This window comes from Enterobacter sp. N18-03635 (genome assembly GCF_004006055.1).
GTDB lineage: Bacteria > Pseudomonadota > Gammaproteobacteria > Enterobacterales > Enterobacteriaceae > Enterobacter > Enterobacter vonholyi.
On record NZ_CP034769.1, the window covers coordinates 2,995,146 to 3,020,011 of the forward strand.

At 59.0% G+C, this 24,866-nt stretch carries 16 protein-coding genes; 10 read left to right on the top strand and 6 right to left on the bottom strand.

Translation table 11 applies throughout. From position 1 onward, the window contains the following. Positions 1-49 precede the first annotated feature (49 nt). From asmA to udk, 3 genes are all read right to left on the bottom strand, one after another. Positions 50-1,900 (bottom strand): outer membrane assembly protein AsmA, encoded by a 1,851-nt coding sequence (gene asmA / locus ELK40_RS15020; protein ID WP_127731628.1) that lies wholly within the window; start codon positions 1,898-1,900, stop codon positions 50-52. 22 nt (positions 1,901-1,922) lie between these two features. Next, positions 1,923-2,504, bottom strand: a complete 582-nt coding sequence (gene dcd / locus ELK40_RS15025; RefSeq protein WP_111965787.1) for a dCTP deaminase — start codon at positions 2,502-2,504, stop codon at positions 1,923-1,925. Positions 2,505-2,595: 91 nt separating this feature from the next. Then, complete coding sequence (udk, locus tag ELK40_RS15030; RefSeq protein ID WP_008500855.1) at positions 2,596-3,237, bottom strand: uridine kinase; 642 nt, start codon at positions 3,235-3,237, stop codon at positions 2,596-2,598. Positions 3,238-3,580: 343 nt separating this feature from the next. Here udk and ELK40_RS15035 point away from each other — a divergent pair, with 343 nt between their 5' ends. Beyond that, positions 3,581-6,910, top strand: coding sequence for a diguanylate cyclase (locus ELK40_RS15035; protein WP_127731630.1), 3,330 nt, complete (start codon positions 3,581-3,583; stop codon positions 6,908-6,910). Here ELK40_RS15035 and alkA read toward each other — a convergent pair. Next, complete coding sequence (alkA, locus tag ELK40_RS15040) at positions 6,881-7,747, bottom strand: DNA-3-methyladenine glycosylase 2 (RefSeq protein WP_127731632.1); 867 nt, start codon at positions 7,745-7,747, stop codon at positions 6,881-6,883. The genes ELK40_RS15035 and alkA overlap by 30 nt on opposite strands. A gap of 130 nt (positions 7,748-7,877) precedes the next feature. On the opposite strand from alkA, the gene yegD reads away from it, so the two are divergent. From yegD to yegQ, 8 genes are all read left to right on the top strand, one after another. Continuing rightward, positions 7,878-9,230 carry a molecular chaperone gene (gene yegD, locus ELK40_RS15045; protein WP_127731634.1) on the top strand — a complete coding sequence of 451 codons (1,353 nt, stop codon included), beginning with the start codon at positions 7,878-7,880 and terminating at the stop codon, positions 9,228-9,230. A gap of 212 nt (positions 9,231-9,442) precedes the next feature. Then, positions 9,443-10,645 carry an MdtA/MuxA family multidrug efflux RND transporter periplasmic adaptor subunit gene (locus tag ELK40_RS15050; protein ID WP_127731636.1) on the top strand — a complete coding sequence of 401 codons (1,203 nt, stop codon included), beginning with the start codon at positions 9,443-9,445 and terminating at the stop codon, positions 10,643-10,645. Then, positions 10,645-13,767 carry an MdtB/MuxB family multidrug efflux RND transporter permease subunit gene (locus tag ELK40_RS15055; RefSeq protein ID WP_127731638.1) on the top strand — a complete coding sequence of 1,041 codons (3,123 nt, stop codon included), beginning with the start codon at positions 10,645-10,647 and terminating at the stop codon, positions 13,765-13,767. Before ELK40_RS15050 ends, ELK40_RS15055 begins: the two co-directional genes overlap by 1 nt. Next, positions 13,768-16,845, top strand: a complete 3,078-nt coding sequence (gene mdtC, locus ELK40_RS15060; protein WP_115875809.1) for a multidrug efflux RND transporter permease subunit MdtC — start codon at positions 13,768-13,770, stop codon at positions 16,843-16,845. It abuts the gene before it with no gap. Then, the gene (locus ELK40_RS15065) at positions 16,846-18,261 is read left to right on the top strand and encodes an MFS transporter (RefSeq protein ID WP_127731640.1); all 1,416 of its coding nucleotides are present in this window, start codon (positions 16,846-16,848) and stop codon (positions 18,259-18,261) included. Next, complete coding sequence (gene baeS / locus ELK40_RS15070; RefSeq protein WP_111965795.1) at positions 18,258-19,661, top strand: two-component system sensor histidine kinase BaeS; 1,404 nt, start codon at positions 18,258-18,260, stop codon at positions 19,659-19,661. The genes ELK40_RS15065 and baeS overlap by 4 nt, the downstream gene beginning before the upstream one ends. Next, positions 19,658-20,380, top strand: a complete 723-nt coding sequence (gene baeR / locus ELK40_RS15075) for a two-component system response regulator BaeR (RefSeq protein ID WP_127731642.1) — start codon at positions 19,658-19,660, stop codon at positions 20,378-20,380. Before baeS ends, baeR begins: the two co-directional genes overlap by 4 nt. Positions 20,381-20,548: 168 nt before the next feature. Beyond that, positions 20,549-21,910: a tRNA 5-hydroxyuridine modification protein YegQ gene (gene yegQ, locus ELK40_RS15080; protein ID WP_023312421.1), complete on the top strand. Its 1,362-nt coding sequence runs from the start codon at positions 20,549-20,551 to the stop codon at positions 21,908-21,910. 161 nt (positions 21,911-22,071) lie between these two features. Here yegQ and ELK40_RS15085 read toward each other — a convergent pair whose 3' ends face one another. Further along, a complete protein-coding gene (locus ELK40_RS15085; RefSeq protein ID WP_115875813.1) occupies positions 22,072-22,572 on the bottom strand; it encodes a DUF523 domain-containing protein in 501 nt (166 codons plus the stop codon). A 141-nt stretch (positions 22,573-22,713) separates the two neighbouring features. On the opposite strand from ELK40_RS15085, the gene yegS reads away from it, so the two are divergent. Continuing rightward, positions 22,714-23,613, top strand: coding sequence for a lipid kinase YegS (gene yegS, locus ELK40_RS15090; protein WP_115875814.1), 900 nt, complete (start codon positions 22,714-22,716; stop codon positions 23,611-23,613). Between the two features lie 53 nt (positions 23,614-23,666). On the opposite strand, the gene fbaB is transcribed toward yegS, so the two are convergent. After that, positions 23,667-24,719, bottom strand: a complete 1,053-nt coding sequence (gene fbaB / locus ELK40_RS15095) for a class I fructose-bisphosphate aldolase (RefSeq protein ID WP_008500869.1) — start codon at positions 24,717-24,719, stop codon at positions 23,667-23,669. Positions 24,720-24,866: the final 147 nt, after the last annotated feature.

Below are 24,866 nucleotides of genomic sequence, written 5' to 3' on the forward strand. Positions count from 1 at the left end.
GGTTTTTGTAGGCCGGGTAAGACGAAGCCGCCACCCGGCGCTACGGACATCACAGCTTATCCAGCAGCTTCTTCACATCCTTGCCGTCCTGTGAATCTTTATTACGATCCGCCCAGCCGCTAAGCCGACGTTTCGCTTCATCCTGCAGATGCTTGCGCAGGATCTGATCCACCTGCAGGCTGTAATTCAGTGCCTGCCATTTGCCGTATACGGTCAGCGGGACCGGCGTCTCTTTCAGGAAGTCGATGAGCTTGCTTTCACCCTGCCAGCCGGAAAGTACCCGAACGTTAAAGCGCGTATCCGCCGTCTCTTTCACCAGATCCAGCTTGCCTTCACCGGTCACTGATAAGAGTGAAGAGGCGCCCTGCATTCCGTCGAGAGTAAGCTGGCCGTTGTCCAGCGTCAGGTCCGCGGTGAAGCTCTCGAGGCGCGTGGCGCTGTCGTAGTTATCCTGGGCTTTTACATCGCTGCTGCGCTCAACCGCCTGCTGCACCAGCTGCTGGAAGTTAAGCCCTTCCATACGGGAATTTTTCAGATCGAGATGCGCCTGCCCCTGCCACTCGCGGCGGAAAGCATCGGCATCAATCTGCGAACCTGAGAAGTCACCCGCGAGCGTCAACTGCCCCGTCAGGGATATCGGGTAGTTAAACGCCTTCAGGATGGTGCCTATCTCAACATTGTCGAGACGCGGCTGGAATTCGGCGCTGGCAACGTCTTTACGGACATCCAGCGTACCGGGCAGCGAGAGGTTTCCTGCGCCCATCTTACCGCTCATTTCGGAGATCACCAGCAAACCGTTATGGTTAAACATCTGGCTGCTCACGTCGGTAAAGTCCATGCCTCGCCAGCGCAGGCTATTGGCTTTCAGCAGAATATCCGCCGTGAATCCACGCAGGGCGTTATAGTCGGGCTGATCGAGATTAGACGAGATAACCGGACGTGATACCGGAGCCTGGCTTTGCCCCGTCTGCGTGGCATCGCTGTCCGTGGCGCTGGCTGGCAGAGGCGGCAACAGGTTTTCAAGGTTGAACCTGTCAAACTGCAGATTCAGCACCCACTTCGGCTTTTCTTCGAGCGTGACGCTCGCCTGCCCCTTCAGGCTACTGTCATTAGCCTGCAGATTGAGATTATCCAGCTCCAGCTGTTTTTGTTCTTCGCGCCATACGGCCTGCAGCGTTCCCTGCCCGGCGATGCCCTGGGCGGGAAGATCGGCCCCCGTCAGCTGCCAGTTAAGCTGCTGGATATCAGCCGTGAGCTGATGCGGGTAGTCTGACGCATTCACATTCGCATTCAGCGACAGGGTCAAATCACGCTGATCGCGATTCACGCGCCCGCTAAACTCTACCGTCGCAAAGTGGTGAGCATCCTGTTCCATCTGTAGGTTAATGTCGCGAACGGTCACCTGCTCCTGGTGTTCATGCTGGAAAACCAACACGCTATCGGCAACTTTCAGCTTGCCGATATCAAAGGACCAGCCAGTATCGGACGGCTCATCAGGCAGGGTATTCTCGCGCGGCGCGACCGGCGCATTTGCATCACGCACGGCTTCGGTTTGTGGGGTGAGCTGAATCACCGCGCCTTTCAGCATCACCTGCTTAACCTGCAGCTGATGGGAAATGAGCGGGATCAGCGCCACATCAAGGCGCATGTTGTCTGCGGACACCAGCGGCTGGGACGCTCCCGGCGCGGTGAGCGACATGCGGCCAGAGAGAATGCTGAGCTGCGGCCAGACGTGCCAGCGCAGCGGCCCGTCAAGATTCAGTTGATAACCACTGCGTGCCTCGACCTGCCGCACCATGTAAGTGCGGAAATCGTTGGGGTTAACCAGCAGAACCAACGCCGAAAGGCCAGCCACCAGCACCACCAGCAAAATCATCAGCGTTGTCAGAACTCTTCTCATGGCATCCTCAATGGGCTAACGATCAGTCTTTATCAATGCGGCTGGCAACCGCGCCCTGCTGGTCGCGATATTTTGCGTCCTGCCGACGGTTATAAGGACGATCTGCCGGGCCTGACAGCGGTTCAAAACTTAACGCGCCGATCATCATTCCCGGCCGCAGCGCCAGCGGCAATTTACCGGCATTGAAGAATTCCAGAACGATACGCCCCGACCAGCCGGGATCTATACGGTGCGCGGTCACGTGAACCATCAGCCCCAGTCTCGCCAGCGAAGAACGGCCATCAAGCCAGCCGACCAGGTCCGCAGGCAGGGTTACAGATTCAAACGTCACCGCCAGGGCCAGTTCACCCGGATGCAGATAAAAAGCTTCGCCCTCGTCGATAACGATTTCGTCACTCATCACACGATCGAGCGCAGCGCTGACTTCGTCCTTCGGCCCGCTGAGGTCAATGAACGGTGCGGTATGGCCGCTAAAGGTGCGGAATTTATTCCCCAACCGTACATCAACGGTCACACCATTGATACGCTCAATGGGTGGACGTGGGGTAATAGACAAACGGCCTTCATCCAGCCAGGCTTCTATATCGCGATCACAAAGACGCATGGCACTTTCTCCTTTCATGCATCGTACCCTGAGGCGGTAAGCGCTCAGGGTAAAACCAGGTTATCTCTGAACGGTACACAATTCACGCGGCTTATTCAAAAAACTGGCTGATTTTCGCTTTTAAGATATCTATAGCAATGCGGTTTTTACCCCCGCGCGGCACAATGATATCGGCGTATTGTTTGGATGGCTCAATAAACTGCAGGAACATCGGGCGAACCGTTTTCTGGTATTGCGCCATGACGGAGTCCATCGAACGGCCGCGCTCATTCACGTCACGCTTGATGCGGCGCATCAGGCAGATATCCAGCGGAGTATCAACGAAAATCGAGAAGTTCATGGATTCACGCAGGCGGGCGTCGGTCAGAAGCAGGATGCCTTCGAGGATAATGACCTTTTTCGGCTCGATGCGGATGGTTTCCTGGGTGCGGGTGTGTTCTACGTAACTGTAAACGGGCAGTTCAATCGCCTGGCCGCTTTTGAGCGCTTCTAAATGCTGGAACAGCAGGCTGTGATCCATTGCATTTGGGTGGTCATAGTTCGTTTTAACGCGCTCTTCCATCGACAGATGGGATTGATCTTTGTAATAGCTGTCTTCGGGAATGACGCCGATATGCTCATCACCTACTTGTTCACGCAGTTCGCGATAAAGCGTACTGGCAATTAGACTTTTACCTGAAGCCGATGCGCCGGCGATGCCTATAATGACGCACTGATGAGACTTATCAGTCATAAATTTAGCGACCTGATTAACCTGGATGTTAAGGAAGGACGACGCCGGAGCGTCAAACGCGGCAATTATAGGGATTTCGCGGGCGTGATACCAGTCGAATGCACAGGTTCTGCGAGACTGGCTTAAAAGTGACGTCTTATTCCCTGAGTGAAATTTAAATGAGCGTTTTTTCAGCGTTTAACCGTTTTTTTTCACGGAGCTTCTATTTAATAAGTCTGTGGTGTCAAATTCTGAGCGGTCACCATATGAATTGTAAATTGTTTGTACTAGCATAAACCAAATTATCAAATTCACGCGTTCGGACATCTTCCCTGACGGCATGGCGTCTCTGGATAAAGCGGTAATGAATAAACAATACCAGCGGGTTTTGGTTACCACCCCACATCCTTTAATACGACTTGTCTGTCTGGGCCTGGTCACCTTTATCTTTACCTTATTTTCGCTGGAGCTCACCCGGTTCGGCACCCTGCTGGCCCCGCTCTGGTTCCCCACCGCCATTATGATGGTGGCGTTTTACCGCCATGCAGGAAAAATGTGGCCGGGAATCGCCCTGGCCTGTTCGTTCGGCAATATTCTGGCCACATGGATGCTGTTTTCGTGGGGATCGATAAACCTCACCTACACCTCAATTAACGTGGTTGAAGCCTTTACCGGTGCGTTATTGCTGCGCAAATTGCTGCCGTGGTACAACCCGCTGCAGAATCTGAATGACTGGATCCGGGTGGCCATCGGCAGCGCAGTGATACCGCCCCTGGTGGGCGGCGTCCTGGTGTCTCTGCTGGCGCCCGGCCCTGAACCAGCGCGTAATTTCTTCGTCTGGGTGTTGTCTGAAGCCATTGGCGCGCTGGCGGTGGTACCACTGGGACTGTTGTTTAAACCGCATTATCTGCTGCGCCACCGTGACCCGCGATTGCTGCTGGAAACCCTGACCACCCTGGCCGTGACGCTGGCCCTCAGCTGGGCAGCCATTACCTGGCTGCCGTGGCCTTTCACCTGCGTTATCGTTTTGCTTATGTGGAGCGCGGTGCGCCTGCCGCGGATGGAAGCATTCATGGTGTTTCTTGTCACCGTGATGGTTGTATCGCTGATGATTGCCCGGAACCCGGTGGCGCTGACAACCCAACACGTCGGGCCGATGTTGAACGCCCCCTGGCTGCCGTTTCTGATGCTGCTCCTGCCTGCCAACGTGATGACCATGGTGATGTACGCCTTCCGCGCCGAGCGCAAGCACATTACCGAAAGCGAGGAGCGTTTCCGCAATGCGATGGAGTATTCCGCCATCGGTATGGCGCTGGTCAGCATCGAAGGTAAATGGCTTCAGGCTAACAAGGCGCTGTGCAATTTCCTCGGTTACAGCCAGACGGAGCTCCAGTCGCTGACCTTCCAGCAGCTCACCTGGCCGGAAGATCTGAATACCGACCTGGAGCAGCTCGAACAGCTGGTCAACGGCGACATCAACACTTACACCCTCGAGAAGCGCTACTACACCCGCGACGGGGAAGTGGTCTGGGCGCTGCTTGCCGTCTCCGTCGTGCGCCATGCCGACGGCTCGCCGCTCTACTTTATCGCCCAGATTGAAGACATTAACGACCTGAAGCAGACCGAGTGGGTCAATAAGCGCCTGATGGAGCGCATTACGCTTGCTAACGAAGCGGGCGGCATCGGCATCTGGGAGTGGGATCTCGAGCCAGACATCATCAGCTGGGACAAGCGGATGTTTGAGCTGTATGAAATCCCGCCGCATATCAAGCCTACCTGGCAGCTCTGGCACGATACGATGCTGCCGGAAGACCGTGCCCACGCTGAGAAGGTGCTGCGGGACTCGCTGATATCCCGTCTGCCGTTTAAGCTGGAATTCCGCATCCGCGTGAAGGAAGGCGTGCGCCATATTCGCTCCCTGGCGAACCGGGTGCTCAATAAGCAGGGCGAAGTCGAACGGCTGCTCGGCATCAACATGGACATGACCGAGGTTAAGCAGCTTAACGAGGCGCTTTTCCAGGAAAAAGAGCGGCTGCACATCACGCTCGACTCTATCGGTGAAGCGGTGCTGTGCACCGATATCAACATGAACGTCACCTTTATGAACCCGGTCGCGGAGAAAATGAGCGGCTGGCTGCAGACTGAGGCTATCGGCCAGCCGATCCTGAAGGTGTTGCACATCACCTTCGGTGAAAAAGGGCCGCTGATGGAGAATATTCACAGCGGCGATATGTCCCGTTCCGATATCGATCAGGATGTGGTGCTGAACTGCCGTACCGGCGGCAATTTTGATATCCACTACAGCATTACGCCGCTCAGCACGCTGGATGGACAGAATATTGGCTCGGTTATCGTGATTCAGGACGTGACAGAGTCGCGCAAAATGCTGCGCCAGCTGAGCTACAGCGCCTCCCACGATGCCCTGACCCATCTGGCAAACCGGGTCAGCTTCGAAAATCATCTCAAACGACTCCTGCAGACCGTTCGCGAAACGCGACAGCGCCATGCCCTTGTCTTTATCGATCTCGATCGCTTTAAAGCCGTCAACGATACGGCGGGCCATGCGGCGGGCGATGCCCTGCTGCGGGAACTCTCTTCTCTGATGCTGACCATGCTCCGCTCCAGCGACGTGCTGGCGCGCCTGGGCGGGGATGAGTTTGGGTTACTGTTACCGGACTGCAATATTGAAAGCGCGCGCTATATTGCCGGTCGCCTGATTCATGCCATCAACGACTATCACTTTATGTGGGAAGGCCGCCTGCACCGGATCGGCGCCAGCGCAGGTATCACGCTGATTGATGAAAATAACCATCAGGCGTCGGAGGTAATGTCGCAGGCGGATATTGCCTGTTACGCCTCAAAAAACAACGGGCGCGGTACTGTGACGGTTTACGAACCCCAGCAGGAGCGGGATCACAACACGCGCAGCATGATGTCGCTTGATGAACAGTGGCACATGATTAAAGACAATCACCTGATGATGATCGCCCGCAGCGTCGCCTCCCCGCGCATCCCGGAAAGCAGTAATTTCTGGCTGCTTTCGTTACGCCTGTGGACCAGCCAGGGCGAAGTACAGGAGGAGCATGCCTTCCGCTCGGGCCTGGCGGAGCCTGAGCTTTTGCACGCCCTCGACAGACGTATCTTTAGTGAATTTTTCCGTGCCTTCGCCGCTCAGGTGGCCAGTAAAGGCATGGGCGTGGCACTGCCGCTTTCTGAAGCCGGTTTAGCCAGCGTAACGCTGGTCGATGAACTTCTCGAGCTGCTGGATAAAAGCCCCATGCCGGGCCGTCTCCTGCATCTGGTTATCTCTGCCGACGTGGTGTGCAGCCCGGATAAAAACCTGCAACGGGGTCTGCAAAAGCTTCGCCAGGCGGGCTGCCGTGTGATCTTCAGCCAGATAGGACGCGACATGAACGTCTTCACGCACCTGAGCCCGAACATGGCCGACTATCTGATGCTGGACGCAGAGGTGGTCAGCAACGTCTATGGCAACCTGATGGATGAGATGATGGTGACCATTGTTCAGGGCCACGCCCAGCGTCTGGGGATGAAGACCATAGCAGGGCCGTGTAATCAGCCCATCATGATGGATACGCTCTCGGGGATCGGCATTGATTTTATCTATGGCGACACTATCGCCGAGCCGCAGCCATTAGATCTTCTGCTAAACACCAGCTATTTCGCCATCAACTGACGGTGCCCAGCCGTCGGTATACCAGATGTGCAGCAGCGCGTAGGAGCGCCACGGTTTCCAGCGTTCGGCATAACGACGAATTTGCGCGGGCGTCATTCCGGCGAAGCGTTGCTTAATCAGGTAATCATCCGGCAGAAACACATCTTTCGCCTGCCAGCCGCGCAGGGCCAGATAATTTGCCGTCCAGCGCCCTATCCCCGGCCGCTGCTGTAGCGCCTTCATCCCCTCTTCTATATTCACGGGCGGGAAAAGCGGAAACGTTCCGTCGATAACCGATTGCGCCAGATGAATCAGCGACTCCGCGCGTTTTACGGGCATGCCCAACGCTTTCAGCGCCAGCGGGTCCGCTGCCGCCAACGCCTGCGGCGTGGGGAAGCAGAGATACCCCGGGCAATCCGCCACCGGTTCGCCGCATAACGCCACCACGCGCGACGTCAGCTTCGCCGCCATCGCCACGCTCACGAGCTGCCCGAGGATCGCCCGGACGCCCTGCTCGTACGCATCCATCGATCCCGGCAAACGTAAGCCCGGCCTTGCAGCACCGAGATCGCCCAGCGTATCCGCTATGTGCTGCGGGTTGCAGGCGAGATCGAACAGGCGTTCTATGCGCTCGAGACATGCCTGCGCAACCGGAATCAACCCCGGACTGAGCGTCACGGTCAGCGTATGGGCAGCGATATCCGGCGTCACGCGAAATATTCCCTGATGCCCTTCGCAGGCAAAACTGCGCTCGTAGTAGTCGTTTGTGACGGTTTCAATGCCCGTCACCGCACGCGCGCCAAGAAAGCCAAACATCCACTGCCAGTCGTAAGGGGGAAGCCAGTTCAGGGTGTACATCGTCTCTCCTTTCGGGTTCTTCACAGCATAAACGGAAAGGTCCTGTTTCGCCTTGCTTTCATATTCCTGTTGTCGCCATGCGGACATTTCGTTAAAGTCTCGCCCCTTCTCACCGGCATGGGGATTCATCGTGTTTATTGGATTTGACTACGGTACGGCAAACTGCTCGGTTGCGATTATGCAAAACGGGCAGCCACGGCTCCTGAAAATGGAAAAAGAGAGCACGCTGCTGCCGTCAATGCTCTGCGCGCCGACGCGTGAAGCGGTGAGTGAATGGCTGTTCCGCCACCACCAGGTTCCGGCCACGGCGGCGGAGACCCAGGCGCTGCTGCGCCGGGCGGTCAGCTTTAATCGCGAGGAAGACATCGACGTTTCGCCGTCCAGCGTGCAGTTCGGCCTCTCTTCGCTCGGGCACTACATTGAAGACCCCGAAGAAGTCTATTTCGTTAAGTCGCCAAAATCCTTCCTCGGCGCCAGCGGCCTGAAGCCGCAGCAGGTCGCGCTGTTTGAAGACCTGGTGTGCGCGATGATGCTGCATATTCGCAATCAGGCGCAGACGCAGGTCACCGATGCGATTACCCAGGCGGTGATTGGCCGCCCGATCAACTTCCAGGGGCTGGGCGGCGACGAGGCTAACCAGCAGGCGCAGGGGATCCTTGAACGCGCGGCGCACCGCGCAGGCTTCCGCGATGTGGTATTCCAGTATGAACCGGTTGCCGCGGGGCTGGACTTTGAAGCCACGCTGACGGAAGAGAAGCGCGTATTAGTCGTGGATATCGGCGGGGGCACGACGGACTGCTCGCTGCTGCTGATGGGCCCCGAATGGCATAACCGTCGCGATCGTGAAAACAGCCTGCTCGGGCACAGCGGCTGCCGCGTAGGCGGTAACGATCTCGATATCGCGCTGGCATTCAAAAGCCTGATGCCGCTGCTCGGCATGGGCGGTCAGACGGAAAAAGGCATCGCCCTGCCGATCCTGCCGTGGTGGAATGCGATTGCTATCAACGATGTACCTGCGCAAAGTGATTTTTATAGCACCGCCAACGGCCGCTTCCTTAACGATCTGGTTCGCGATGCCCAGGACGCCGAAAAAGTCGCCCTGCTCTATAAAGTGTGGCGCCAGCGTCTGAGCTACCGCGTGGTACGTACCGCGGAAGAGAGCAAAATCGCCCTTTCCGACCGCGCCGAGCATGCGGTCTCCCTGCCGTTCATCAGCGACGAACTGGCCACCGCCATTTCGCAGGACGGTCTGGAGACGGCGCTTGCCCAGCCGCTGCAGCGCATTCTGGAACAGGTGCAGCTGGCGCTGGAGAACGGCAAAGAGAAGCCGGACGTCATCTACCTGACCGGCGGTAGCGCCCGTTCACCGCTGATTAAGAAAGCGCTGGCCGAACAGCTGCCGGGTATTCCGATTGCAGGTGGCGATGATTTTGGTTCCGTTACAGCAGGGCTGGCGCGCTGGGCGCAGGTGATGTTTAGCTAGCGTTGTTGCGGTGCGGCCTGGTGCCCTCACCCCGGCCCTTTCCCACAGGGAGAGGGATAAAACATCAAAAACGGCAACGGATGTTGCCGTTTTGCGTTTACCTCCATTCAGACCATTCCTGACAGTCTTCCATATTTCCTCCATTTTTCCGCTGTGTTAGCTGACTAAACTAGTATCATTCCCCGAAGTCTTCAGGATGAGAACGTATAACGATGAAAGGCAGTAACAAATCCCGCTGGGCAATCGCCGCTGGCATCATTGTGGTGGCCCTTGCCGCCGCCTGGTACTGGCACAGTCAATCCGCGAACTCCGCAGCTCCCGCCGGTGCCAGCAATCAGGCACAGCGCCCGGCAGGCGGAGGGCGTCACGGCATGCGCGGCGGAGCCCTGGCGCCGGTACAGGCGGCGACGGCGGTGAATAAAGCCGTTCCTCGCTATCTCACAGGTCTCGGGACAATTACCGCCGCCAATACCGCCACGGTGCGCAGCCGCGTCGACGGCCAGCTCGTCGCGATCCACTTCCAGGAAGGGCAGCAGGTCAAAGCCGGTGATTTACTGGCGGAAATCGATCCGAGCCAGTTTAAGGTCGCCCTCGCCCAGGCGCAGGGACAGCTCGCGAAAGACAAAGCCACTCTCGCCAACGCCCGTCGCGATCTGGCCCGCTACCAGCAGCTGGTGAAAACCAACCTTGTGTCTCGTCAGGAGCTGGACACCCAGCAGTCGCTGGTCAGCGAAACGCAGGGCACCATCAAAGCCGACGAGGCCGCCGTGGCCAGCGCCCAGCTGCAGCTGGACTGGAGCCGCATCACTGCGCCAATTGACGGGCGCGTCGGCCTGAAGCAGGTCGATATCGGCAACCAAATCTCCAGCGGCGACACCACGGGCATCGTGGTGATCACCCAGACCCACCCGATTGATTTAGTCTTTACCCTGCCGGAAAGCGATATCGCGACCGTCATGCAGGCGCAAAAAACCGGTAAAGGCCTGGTAGTGGAAGCCTGGGACCGCACCAACAAGCAGAAATTGAGCGAAGGCTCCCTGCTCAGTCTGGATAACCAGATCGACACCACCACCGGCACCATCAAGCTGAAGGCGCGCTTTAATAACCAGGACGATGCCCTCTTCCCGAACCAGTTCGTCAATGCGCGCATGCTGGTTGCGACCGAAGAAAACGCGGTGGTGATCCCCACCGCCGCGCTGCAGATGGGTAATGAAGGTAACTTCGTCTGGGTGCTGAACAGCGACAATAAGGTCAGCAAGCACCTGGTAAAAACCGGGATTCAGGACAGCCAGACGGTGGTCATCAGCGCAGGCCTTTCGGCAGGCGACCGCGTGGTCACCGACGGTATTGACCGTCTGACCGAAGGAGCCAAAGTGGAAGTGGTTGAACCTGCGAAACAGGGAGAGAAATCCTGATGCAGGTGCTGCCGCCAGGCTCTACAGGTGGGCCGTCACGCCTGTTTATCCTCCGTCCTGTCGCCACCACGCTGCTTATGGTGGCGATCCTGCTCGCCGGGATTATCGGCTATCGCTTCCTGCCCGTATCGGCGCTGCCGGAAGTGGATTACCCAACCATTCAGGTGGTGACGCTCTATCCCGGCGCCAGCCCTGATGTCGTGACGTCCGCCATCACCGCACCGCTGGAGCGCCAGTTCGGCCAGATGTCGGGGCTAAAACAGATGTCCTCCCAGAGCTCCGGCGGGGCATCCGTCGTGACGCTGCAGTTCCAGCTGACGCTGTCGCTGGACGTCGCCGAGCAGGAGGTGCAGGCGGCCATTAACGCCGCCACCAACCTGCTGCCGTCGGATCTGCCTAACCCGCCGGTCTACAGCAAGGTGAACCCGGCGGATCCGCCGATCATGACGCTGGCCGTCACCTCCTCCGCGATGCCGATGACCCAGGTAGAGGACATGGTCGAAACGCGCGTGGCGCAAAAAATTTCTCAGGTTTCCGGCGTCGGCCTCGTCACCCTGGCGGGCGGTCAGCGCCCGGCGGTGCGCGTCAAGCTGAACGCGCAGGCCATCGCCGCGCTGGGGCTCACCAGTGAAACCATCCGCACCGCCATTAGCAACGCCAACGTCAACTCGGCGAAGGGCTCGCTGGACGGCCCAACCCGCGCCGTGACGCTCTCGGCGAACGACCAGATGCAGTCCGCCGACGAATATCGTCAGCTGATTATCGCCTACCAGAACGGCGCGCCGGTGCGTCTGGGCGACGTGGCGACCGTAGAACAAGGTGCGGAAAACAGCTGGCTGGGAGCCTGGGCCAACAGGCAGCAGGCGATCGTGATGAACGTGCAGCGCCAGCCGGGCGCGAACATCATCGAAACCGCCGACAGCATCCGCACCATGCTGCCGCAGCTGATCGAAAGCCTGCCGAAATCGGTCAGCGTGAAGGTGCTTTCCGACCGCACCACGAATATTCGCGCGTCGGTCACCGACACCCAGTTTGAGCTGATGCTGGCGATTGCGCTGGTGGTTATGATCATCTATCTGTTCCTGCGTAACGTGCCGGCGACCATTATTCCTGCCGTCGCCGTACCGCTCTCGCTGGTCGGCACCTTTGCGGTGATGGTGTTCCTCGATTTTTCGATCAATAACCTGACGCTGATGGCGCTCACCATCGCCACCGGGTTCGTGGTGGATGACGCCATCGTCGTCATCGAGAACATCTCGCGCTATATCGAGAAAGGCGAAAAACCGCTGGCCGCCGCGCTGAAGGGCGCAGGGGAAATCGGCTTTACCATTATCTCGCTGACCTTCTCGCTGATTGCAGTGCTGATCCCGCTGCTGTTTATGGGCGATATCGTCGGGCGTCTGTTCCGCGAGTTTGCCGTGACGCTGGCGGTCGCCATTTTGATCTCCGCCGTGGTGTCGCTGACTCTGACGCCGATGATGTGCGCCCGCATGCTGAGCCACGAGTCCCTGCGCAAGCAAAACCGCTTTTCGCGCGCCTCCGAGCGCATGTTCGAGCGCATTATTGCCGCCTATGGTCGCGTGCTGGCGAAAGTCCTGAACCATCCGTGGGCAACGCTCGGCGTGGCGCTCGGCACGCTGGCGCTCAGCGCGATGCTGTGGATTTTCATTCCGAAAGGCTTCTTCCCGATCCAGGACAACGGCATTATCCAGGGCACGCTTCAGGCCCCGCAGTCGGTCTCCTTCGCCAATATGGCCCAGCGCCAGCAGCAGGTGTCTGACATCATCATGAAGGATCCGGCGGTCGAGAGCCTGACCTCCTACGTGGGCGTCGACGGCACCAACCCGTCGCTCAACAGCGCGCGTCTGCAGATCAACCTCAAGCCGCTGGATGAACGCGACGATCGCGTCAACGCCGTCATTGAGCGTCTGCAAAACGCCGTCGCGCGCGTGCCGGGCGTTGAGCTTTACCTGCAGCCAATACAGGATTTGACCATCGATACCCAGGTCAGCCGCACGCAGTACCAGTTCACGCTGCAGGCCACCACGCTGGATGCCCTCAGCACCTGGGTGCCGCAGCTGGTGAACAAGCTTAACACCCTGCCCCAGCTGTCCGACGTCAGCAGCGACTGGCAGGACAAAGGGCTGGCGGCGTACGTTAACGTCAACCGCGATACCGCCAGCCGTCTGGGTATCACCATGGCGGACGTGGACAACGCCCTGTACAACGCCTTCGGTCAGCGCCTGATCTCCACCATCTACACCCAGGCGAACCAGTACCGCGTGGTGCTGGAGCACAACACGGAGAACACGCCCGGCCTGGCGGGGCTGGACTCGGTGCGCCTGACCAGCAAAGACGGCGGCATTGTGCCGCTGAGCGCTATCGCCACGGTGGAAGAACGCTATACCCCGCTGTCGATTAACCATCTGGATCAGTTCCCGTCCACCACCATCTCCTTTAACGTGCCGGACAATTACTCTCTGGGTGAAGCGGTGGAGGCCATTCAGGCGGCTGAAAAAGAGCTCAGCTTCCCGTCCGACATTCAGACTCAGTTCCAGGGCAGCACCCTGGCGTTCCAGGCCGCGCTGGGCAACACCATCTGGCTGATCGTGGCGGCGGTTGTGGCGATGTACATCGTGCTCGGCGTGCTGTACGAAAGCTTTATCCACCCGATCACCATCCTCTCTACCCTGCCGACGGCGGGCGTGGGGGCACTGCTGGCACTGATGCTGGCGGGCAGCGAGCTGGACGTGATTGCCATCATCGGCATCATCCTGCTTATCGGGATCGTGAAGAAAAACGCCATCATGATGATCGACTTCGCCCTGGCCGCCGAGCGCGAGCAGGGCATGTCGCCGCGCGATGCGATTTTCCAGGCCTGCCTGCTGCGTTTTCGCCCTATCCTGATGACCACGCTGGCCGCCCTGCTGGGCGCGCTGCCGCTGATGCTCAGCACCGGCGTCGGCGCGGAGCTCCGTCGTCCGCTGGGTATCGGCATGGTCGGCGGTCTGCTGGTGAGCCAGGTGCTGACGCTGTTCACCACGCCGGTGATCTACCTGCTGTTTGACCGCCTGGCGCTGTGGACCAAAAGCCGCTTCCCGAAACGTGAAGAGGAGGCATAAGTGAAGTTTTTCGCCCTCTTCATTTATCGCCCGGTGGCGACGATTTTAATCTCGCTCGCCATTACCCTCTGCGGCGTTCTGGGCTTCCGGCTGCTGCCGGTGGCCCCCCTGCCGCAGGTGGATTTCCCGGTGATCATGGTCAGCGCCTCGCTGCCGGGCGCCTCACCGGAAACCATGGCCTCGTCGGTTGCCACCCCGCTGGAACGCTCGCTCGGGCGAATTGCGGGGGTCAACGAGATGACCTCCAGCAGCTCGCTGGGCAGCACGCGCATCATTCTGGAGTTCAGCTTCGACCGGGATATCAACGGCGCGGCGCGCGACGTGCAGGCGGCCATCAACGCCGCACAGAGCCTGCTGCCGAGCGGGATGCCGAGCCGCCCAACCTACCGCAAAGCCAACCCGTCCGACGCGCCGATCATGATCCTGACGCTGACCTCGGATACGTACTCACAGGGGCAGCTGTACGACTTTGCGTCTACCCAGCTGGCGCAGACAATCTCACAAATTAACGGCGTCGGCGACGTGAGCGTCGGGGGGAGTTCCCTGCCCGCGGTGCGCGTGGGGTTAAACCCGCAGGCGCTGTTTAACCAGGGCGTGTCACTGGACGACGTGCGCTCCGCCATCAGCAACGCCAACGTGCGTAAACCGCAGGGGGCGATTGAGGACGGCAGCCACCGCTGGCAGATCCACACCAACGACGAGCTGAAAACCGCGGCGGAATATCAACCGCTCATCATCCACTATAACAACGGAGCGGCGGTGCGCTTAAGCGACGTTGCCAGCGTCACCGATTCGGTGCAGGACGTGCGTAACGCCGGGATGACTAACGCCAAGCCGGCGATTCTGCTGATGATCCGCAAGCTGCCGGAGGCCAACATTATCGAGACGGTGAACAGCATTCGCGCCCGTCTTCCGGACCTGCAGGAGACCATACCGGCGGCGATCGATCTGCAAATTGCTCAGGATCGCTCCCCGACCATTCGCGCCTCGCTGGAAGAGGTCGAGCAAACGCTGGTGATCTCCGTCGCGCTGGTGATCCTGGTGGTCTTCCTGTTCCTGCGATCCGGCCGCGCGACGCTTATTCCGGCGGTGGCCGTGCCGGTCTCGCTGATCGGTACCTTTGCCGCCATGTACCTGTGCGGGTTTAGCCTCAACAACCTGTCGCTGATGGCCCTGACGATTGCGACGGGCTTCGTGGTGGATGACGCCATCGTGGTGCTGGAGAACATTTCCCGCCATCTGGAAGCGGGCGTGAAGCCGCTGCAGGCCGCGCTGCAGGGCACGCGCGAGGTGGGCTTTACGGTACTCTCCATGAGCCTGTCGCTGGTCGCGGTGTTCCTGCCGCTGCTGCTGATGGGCGGGCTGCCGGGCCGGTTGCTGCGCGAGTTTGCCGTCACTCTCTCCGTCGCCATCGGCATTTCGCTGGTTATCTCCTTAACGCTGACGCCAATGATGTGCGGCTGGATGCTCAAGCGCAGCAAACCCCATTCGCAGCCGCGCCGCAAAGGCTTTGGCCGTTTCCTGATGGCACTGCAGGAAGGCTATGGTAAATCGCTGAAGTGGGTGCTGAACCATACGCGTCTTGTCGGCCTGGTGCTGATGGGCACCATCGTGCTCAACGTCTGGATGTATATCACCATCCCGAAAACTTTCTTCCCGGAGCAGGATACCGGCGTGCTGATGGGCGGCATTCAGGCGGACCAGAGCATTTCATTCCAGGCGATGCGCGGCAAGCTGCAGGACTTTATGAAGATCATTCGTGAAGACAAAGCCGTGGATAACGTCACCGGCTTTACCGGCGGGTCACGCGTCAACAGCGGGATGATGTTTATTACCCTGAAACCGCGCGGCGAGCGCAACGAAACCGCCCAGCAGGTGATTGACCGCCTGCGGGTGAAACTCGCCAAAGAGCCGGGGGCAAACCTGTTTTTGATGGCCGTTCAGGATATCCGCGTCGGTGGGCGACAGGCGAACGCCAGCTATCAGTACACGTTGCTCTCGGACGATTTGGCCGCCCTGCGCGAGTGGGAGCCGAAGATCCGCAAGGCGCTGGCTGCCCTGCCGGAGCTGGCGGACGTGAACTCCGATCAGCAGGACAACGGCGCCGAGATGGCGCTGACCTATGACCGCGAAACCATGTCGCGGCTGGGTATTAACGTTGAAGCCGCCAACAGCCTGCTGAACAACGCCTTCGGCCAGCGCGAGATCTCCACCATCTACCAGCCGATGAACCAGTACAAGGTGGTGATGGAAGTTGACCCGCGCTACACCCAGGACATCAGCGCCCTGGACAAAATGTTTGTGATTAACAACGACGGCAAGGCGATTCCACTCTCCTACTTCGCTAGCTGGCAGCCTGCCAACGCGCCGCTGTCGGTGAACCATCAGGGGCTATCGGCGGCATCGACCATCTCCTTTAACCTGCCCGCCGGTTCGTCGCTTTCTGAGGCCAGCGATGCTATCAACCGCGCGATGACGCAGCTTGGCGTGCCGTCCACCGTGCGCGGAAGCTTTGCCGGCACCGCGCAGGTGTTCCAGGAGACGATGAATTCGCAGGTGATTTTGATTCTGGCCGCCATCGCCACGGTTTATATTGTGCTGGGCGTGCTGTACGAGAGCTACGTTCACCCGCTGACCATTCTCTCGACGCTGCCGTCGGCGGGCGTGGGGGCGCTGCTGGCGCTGGAGCTGTTCGGCGCGCCGTTCAGCCTTATCGCGCTCATCGGGATCATGCTGCTGATCGGTATCGTGAAGAAAAACGCCATCATGATGGTGGACTTCGCGCTGGACGCCCAGCGCAACGGCAATCTGTCGCCGGAAGAGGCCATCTTCCAGGCCTGCCTGCTGCGCTTCCGTCCGATCATGATGACCACCCTGGCGGCGCTGTTTGGCGCGCTGCCGCTGGTGATCTCGGGCGGCGACGGCTCAGAGCTGCGCCAGCCGCTGGGGATCACCATTGTCGGCGGCCTGGTGATGAGCCAGCTGCTGACGCTGTACACCACGCCGGTGGTCTATCTGTTCTTCGACCGCCTGCGGCTGCGCTTCTCGCGTAAAAACAGAACCACGGTGACCGAGTAAATGACCGATCTCCCCGCTAACGTTCGCTGGCAGCTATGGATAGTCGCCTTCGGCTTCTTTATGCAGTCGCTGGATACGACCATCGTCAACACCGCCCTCCCCTCCATGGCGAAAAGCCTGGGGGAGAGCCCGCTGCATATGCACATGGTGATTGTCTCCTACGTGCTGACGGTGGCCGTGATGCTGCCCGCCAGCGGCTGGCTGGCCGATAAGGTCGGCGTGCGGAACATCTTCTTTACCGCCATCGTGCTGTTTACCACCGGCTCGCTGTTTTGCGCCCAGGCCAATACCCTCGACCAGCTGGTGACGGCGCGCGTGCTGCAGGGCATCGGCGGGGCGATGATGGTGCCGGTCGGGCGGCTAACGGTGATGAAAATTGTGCCACGCGAGCAGTACATGGCGGCGATGACCTTTGTGACCCTGCCCGGTCAGGTGGGGCCACTGCTGGGTCCAGCGCTGGGCGGCATTCTGGTGGAGTACGCCTCGTGGCACTGGATCTTCTTAATCAACCTGCCGGTGGGCATCATCGGTGCCATCGCCACCCTGGCGCTGATGCCGAACTACAAAATGCAGACGCGGCGCTTTGATTTCTTCGGTTTTATCCTGCTGGCGTCGGGCATGGCTACACTTACCCTGGCGCTGGACGGGCAAAAAGGGCTCGGGATTTCCCCCCTGACGCTGGGTATTCTGGTCGCTCTCGGCGTCACCGCTATTCTGTGGTACCTCCGGCACGCCAGAGGAAACGATAAGGCGCTGTTCAGCCTGAACTTGTTTAAAAACCCCACCTACCGTCTGGGCCTGTCTGGCAGCTTCGCCGGACGCATCGGCAGCGGGATACTGCCGTTTATGACGCCCGTTTTTCTGCAAATTGGCATGGGCTTTTCGCCGTTCCACGCGGGCCTGATGATGATCCCGATGGTGCTCGGCAGCATGGGGATGAAGCGCGTTGTGGTGCAGGTGGTCAACCGCTTTGGCTATCGACACGTGCTGGTGGCCGCTACGCTGGGGCTGGCGCTGGTCAGCCTGCTGTTTATGGCCGTGGCGCTGATGGGCTGGTACTACGTCCTGCCGCTGGTGCTGTTCTGCCAGGGGATTATCAACTCCATGCGCTTCTCGTCGATGAATACCCTGACGCTGAAGGACCTTCCTGACGATCTGGCGAGCAGCGGCAACAGCCTGCTGTCGATGGTGATGCAGCTCTCCATGAGCGTGGGCGTCACCATTGCCGGCCTGCTGCTCGGCATGTACGGCCAGCACCATCTCAGCGTCGACACGCCGGTGGCGCATCAGGTCTTTTTGTATACCTACCTCAGCATGGCGATCATCATCGCCCTGCCCGCTTTCATCTTCGCCAGAGTGCCGGATGATACCAGCAAGAACGTCGTGATTAGGCGCGGCAAAAGGAGTGGCTCATGAAATTCTGGCGTCCGGGTATTACCGGCAAGCTCTTTGTAGCGATCTTCGCCACCTGTATCGTCCTGCTGATCACCATGCACTGGGCGGTGCGGGTAAGCTTCGAGCGCGGCTTTATTGATTACATCAAGCATGGCAATGAACAGCGTTTACAGGGCTTAAGCGATGCGCTGAGTGAACAGTACGCCCAACACGGCAACTGGCGTTTTCTGCGCAATAACGACCGCTTTATTTTCCAGATCCTGCGCTCTCTGGAGCACGATACCGGTGACGATCGCCCTGGGCCGGGCATGCCGCCACACGGCTGGCGCACCCAGTTCTGGGTGATCGACCAGGATATGCGCCCCCTGGTTGGGCCGCGCGCGCCGATACCGCCGGACGGCACCCGGCGGGCAATTAAAGTGAATAACGCCACCGTGGGCTGGGTGATCGCCTCGCCGGTGGAGCGCCTGACGCGCAACACCGACATCAACTTTGACCGCCAGCAGCGCCGCACAAGCTGGCTGATTGTCGCCCTCTCCACGCTGCTCGCCGCGCTCGCCACCTTCCCGCTGGCGCGCGGTCTGCTCGCCCCGGTAAAACGGCTGGTGGAGGGTACGCACAAGCTCGCCGCCGGGGATTTCACCACTCGCGTCGATACCCGCAGCCAGGACGAACTGGGCAAGCTGGCGCAGGACTTTAACCAGCTCGCCAGCACGCTGGAGAAAAACCAGCAGATGCGCCGCGACTTTATGGCCGATATCTCGCACGAGCTGCGCACCCCGCTGGCGGTGCTGCGCGGCGAGCTCGAGGCCATTCAGGACGGCGTGCGCCAGTTTACGCCCGAATCGGTGGCTTCCCTGCAGGCGGAGGTCGGCACGCTCACCAAGCTGGTGGACGATCTCCACCAGCTCTCCATGTCCGACGAAGGCGCGCTGGCCTACCAGAAAGCGCCGGTGGACGTGATTAATATTCTGGAAGTGATCAGCGGCGCGTTCCGCGAGCGGTTTGCCAGCCGCAACCTGAAAATCGACCTCTCCCTGCCGGACAGCGCGGTGGTGTTTGGCGACAAAGACCGGCTGATGCAGCTGTTCAATAACCTGCTGGAAAATAGCCTACGCTACACCGACAGCGGCGGAGGGCTGCACATCTCCGGCAGACAGGAAAACGGGCGCTTTGCCCTCACCTTCGCGGATTCCGCCCCCGGCGTGCAGGACGCGCAGCTGGAAAAACTGTTTGAACGTTTCTACCGTACCGAAGGCTCCCGCAACCGCGCCAGCGGCGGCTCCGGCTTGGGGCTGGCGATTTGCGTTAACATCGTCGAGGCGCATAATGGCACGATCCGCGCAGCCCATTCGCCTTTTGGCGGGGTTAGCATTACAGTAGAGTTACCTCTGGAACGGGATTTATCGAGAGAAGTATGACCGAGTTACCGATTGACGAAAACACGCCGCGCATTTTGATCGTTGAAGACGAACCCAAGCTGGGACAGCTGCTAATCGACTACTTACGCGCGGCCAGCTATGCCCCGTCCCTGATAAGCCACGGCGACCAGGTGCTGCCGTACGTGCGCCAGACTCCGCCGGATCTGATCCTGCTGGATTTAATGCTGCCGGGCGTTGACGGACTTACCCTGTGCCGGGAAATTCGCCGCTTCTCCGACGTGCCGATCGTCATGGTCACCGCCAAAATTGAAGAGATTGACCGCCTGCTGGGGCTCGAAATCGGCGCGGACGACTACATCTGCAAGCCCTACAGCCCGCGCGAGGTGGTAGCCCGCGTGAAGACCATTCTGCGCCGCTGCAGGCCGCAGCGCGAGCTTCAGGTGCTGGACGCTGAAAGCCCGCTGATTGTGGATGAAAGCCGCTTCCAGGCAAGCTGGCGCGGCAAGCTGCTGGACCTGACCCCTGCGGAGTTCCGCCTGCTCAAAACCCTCTCCCACGAGCCGGGCAAAGTCTTCTCCCGCGAACAGCTGCTGAACCACCTGTACGACGATTACCGCGTAGTGACCGACCGCACCATCGACAGCCATATCAAAAACCTGCGCCGCAAGCTGGAAGCGCTGGACGCCGAACAGTCGTTTATTCGCGCGGTGTATGGCGTGGGGTATCGCTGGGAAGCGGATGCGTGCAGGATTGCCTAGCCAGCAGAGGGTCAATCCAGGCCGGGTAAGGCGAAGCCGCCGCCCGGCACAATAACTTTACCTCCCTGCCCCGCAGCGCTACAATGCCCGCCCTTAAAGTGGGGGATCTCCCCTTACCGCTGCACCGGGTGCACGCGGATCTGACCTGTCATCAGAACGAGAACAAACATGTTTAAACCGGAACTCCTTTCCCCGGCGGGAACGCTGCAAAATATGCGTTACGCTTTCGCCTATGGCGCCGACGCCGTGTATGCGGGCCAGCCGCGCTACTCGCTGCGCGTGCGTAACAACGAATTCAACCACGAGAACCTGCAGCTCGGCATCAACGAAGCGCATGCCCTGGGCAAAAAATTCTACGTGGTCGTGAACATCGCGCCGCACAACGCCAAGCTGAAAACGTTCATCCGTGACCTGAAGCCGGTGGTGGATATGGGGCCGGACGCGCTGATCATGTCGGACCCGGGTTTAATCATGCTGGTTCGGGAGAACTTCCCGGAGATGGATATTCACCTCTCCGTGCAGGCAAACGCCGTCAACTGGGCAACGGTGAAGTTCTGGAAGCAGATGGGACTGACCCGCGTCATTCTGTCTCGCGAACTGTCTCTGGAAGAGATCGAAGAGATCCGCACCCAGGTGCCGGATATGGAAATCGAAATCTTCGTCCACGGCGCGCTGTGCATGGCCTACTCCGGCCGCTGCCTGCTTTCTGGCTACATCAACAAGCGCGACCCGAACCAGGGCACCTGCACCAACGCCTGCCGCTGGGAATATAACGTCCAGGAAGGCAAAGAGGATGACGTCGGCAACATCGTCCACAAGCACGAGCCTATTCCGGTGACCAACGTTGAGCCGACGCTGGGCATCGGCGCGCCAACCGACAGCGTGTTTATGATTGAAGAAGCCAAACGTCCGGGCGAGTATATGACCGCCTTTGAAGACGAGCACGGCACTTACATCATGAACTCAAAAGATCTGCGCGCCATCGCCCACGTAGAGCGTCTGACCCAGATGGGCGTGCACTCCCTGAAGATCGAAGGCCGCACCAAATCCTATTACTACTGCGCGCGTACCGCGCAGGTGTATCGTAAAGCCATCGACGATGCGGCCGCCGGTAAACCGTTCGATACCAGCCTGCTGGAAACTCTGGAAGGCCTGGCGCATCGCGGCTATACCGAAGGCTTCCTGCGCCGTCATACCCACGACGACTACCAGAACTACGAGCACGGCTACTCCGTTTCCGAGCGCCAGCAGTTTGTCGGTGACTTCACCGGCGAGCGTAAAGGCGCGCTGGCGGCCGTCGCGGTGAAAAACAAGTTCACCAAAGGCGACAGCCTGGAGCTGATGACCCCGCAGGGCAACATGAACTTCACGCTGGAGCATCTGGAAAACGGCAAAGGCGAAGCGATTGACGTGGCGCCGGGCGACGGGCATACCGTATGGCTGCCGGTTCCGGAAGAGGTGGAGCTAAAGTTCGCGCTGCTGATGCGTAACTTCAACGGTGAAAGCACCCGAAACCCACACGGCAAATAGTCAATCAGGGAAATTTTTTCGCGCTGGGATAATTCTTAGAATCGGATCACATACCGCTTCGTTCAATACGGGTATTATCCCCCCGCTGAAAAACATAACCCATAAATGCTAGCTGTACCAGGAACCACCTCCTTAGCCTGCGTAATCTCCCTTACGCGGGCTTATTTTTTGCCTTCTCTTTCCTCAATCCAGGCAATGAGTTCGTCGATTTGCTTCTCTGAGAACACGGCGATCCCATGCTCAGCGAGCAACGATGCCGCAACCCCCCTCCCCGCTTTATGTATGCCGCGAAACGATCCGTCATAAATAAACTCGCTGCCGCACGTTGGGCTGCCATCGGTTAACAATGCAGCGCTACACCCCGACTCCTGAGCAGCGCGTAGCGCAAGCCAGGCTGCAAGCTGATAATGTGCGGTCACATCCTGCCCGGTATTTTCAATAATTCTGGCTTGCCCGCGCATTACGTCTTTGCCATCAGCAGACATAATCTCTGCCGGAGGACGAGGTACAGGCAGCCCGGCCGCCAGTTCAGGGCAGTGGATAACCAGACGTTGTTCCTGTTGCCAGCGAGCGAGTTGCGCGTTCATTCTCGCTTTTTCACTTGCGTTATAACGAACCCTGAAGCCCATCAGGCACGCGCTTACCAAAATTTTATTCATCATCACTTTCCTGTGATTACGTTAATATCATCGCTGGAGTGTAACGCGCTTTCGGGCATATTTTGTTCCTTTCATCCTGTTCTTACCCGCTTTTTTCCTCTCTGCTATACACTCTTACTAACGCTAAAAAAGGGAGCAGCGCGGATGGCAACCTATCCAGACAGTTTATTGATTCTCAATGGCAAAAGTGCGGGCAACGATCTGTTGCGTCAGGCAATTCAGGGTTTGCGTGACGACGGCGCGCGCATCCACGTAAGGGTAACCTGGGAAAAAGGCGACGCGGCACGCTATATCAATGAAGCCCTCGGGCTTGGCGTTGAGACCATCATTTCCGGCGGCGGCGATGGCACTATCAATGAGATTGCCTCAGCGCTAATCGACCTGCCCCCGACAAACCGCCCGGTGATGGGCATTTTACCGCTCGGCACCGCCAATGACTTTGCCACCAGCGCCGGGATCCCGGAGGAGTTAGAGAAAGCGCTCCAGCTGGCGATCCTCGGTAAAGCCACCGCTGTAGATATTGCGCAGGTGAATGATAAAACCTGCTTTATCAATATGGCGACCGGCGGGTTTGGCACGCGCATCACCAGCGAAACGCCGGAAAAACTGAAGGCGGCGCTGGGCGGCGTGTCGTATCTGATCCACGGTCTGATGCGCATGGACACCCTCAAGCCTGACCGCTGCGAAATTCGCGGCGAGGATTTTCAGTGGCAGGGTGACGCGCTGGTCATTGGCATTGGCAATGGTCGACAGGCAGGCGGCGGTCAGCAGCTGTGCCCGGAGGCGCTGATCAATGACGGTCAGCTACAGCTGAGGATTTTCACGGGCGACGGCCTGCTGCCCGCGCTGTTTACCACGCTGACGCAGCCGGAAGAGAGTCCAAATATCATTGACGGGAAATCGGCGTGGTTTGAGGTAAATGCGCCGCACGGGATGACGTTTAACCTCGACGGAGAGCCGCTGAGCGGGACGCAGTTCCGCATTGAGGTGTTGCCCGGCGCGCTGCAGTGTCGGTTGCCGCCGGACTGTGTGCTTTTGCGCTAATGGTATTGCCGGGTGGCGGCTACGCCTTACCCGGCCTACACTTCGCCCTCAGGTCAGGCAATCGTGACTTTGCTGTCCAGATAGACGTCCTGAACCGCATTGATCAGCTTCACGCCGTCGGCCATCGATTTCTTAAACGCCTTGCGGCCAAGGATCAGCCCCATGCCGCCCGCGCGTTTGTTAATAACCGCCGTACGCACCGCGTCTGACAGGTCGGTATCACCGCCCGCCGCGCCGCCGGAGTTGATCAGCCCCGCGCGGCCCATATAGCAGTTCGCCAGCTGGTAGCGCACCAGGTCGATCGGGTTATCGCTGGTCAGCTTGCTGTAAACGCGGTCATCGGTGTAGCCAAAGTTTACCGCTTTATAGCCGCCGTTATTCTCGGCCATTTTCTGCTTCACGATGTCTGCGCCAATGGTCGCCGCCAAATGGTTCGCCTGGCCGGTCAGGTCGGCCGACACGTGGTAATCCACGCCGTCTTTTTTGAACGCCGAGTTACGCAGGTACGCCCACAGCACGGTCACCATGCCGAGCTCATGAGCGCGCTCAAACGCCGCAGAGATCTCTTCAATCTGACGACGGGACTGTTCAGAGCCAAAGTAAATCGTCGCCCCAACTGCAACCGCCCCCATATTGAACGCCTGCTCGACGCTGGCGTAGAGCGTCTGGTCATATTCGGTAGGGTAACTCAGGGTTTCGTTGTGGTTCAGCTTCACGAGGAACGGAATGCGGTGGGCATAGCGACGCGAAACCGAAGCCAGCACGCCGTAGGTGGAGGCTACACAGTTACAGCCCGCTTCAATCGCCAGTTCAACAATGTTCTTCGGATCGAAGTAGAGCGGATTCGCCGCAAAGGAGGCGCCCGCCGAGTGCTCAACGCCCTGGTCTACCGGCAGAATCGAGAGATATCCGGTGCCGCCGAGCCGCCCGGTGTTATAGAGCGTCTGCATATTTCGCAGCACGGCAGGGGGACGGTTGTTATCGACCATCACGCGGTCAACGTAATCATGACCAGGCAGGTAAAGCTGGTCGGCTGGAATGGTCATACAACGATGCTGTAAAAGGCTGTCGGCGTCTTTGCCAAGCAACTGCGCAATATCAGTCATGTGATACTCCCGTAAGTTCGACGTCATGTCGGTGTGCGTTAATCCAGTCCCATTATTTATGGGCAGACTAAGCCTGGTACCGACTTAACAGATTTTCCACCCATTGCATTTTTTTTCAGCACAATCTGCTGGCTCGATTCGTGTACA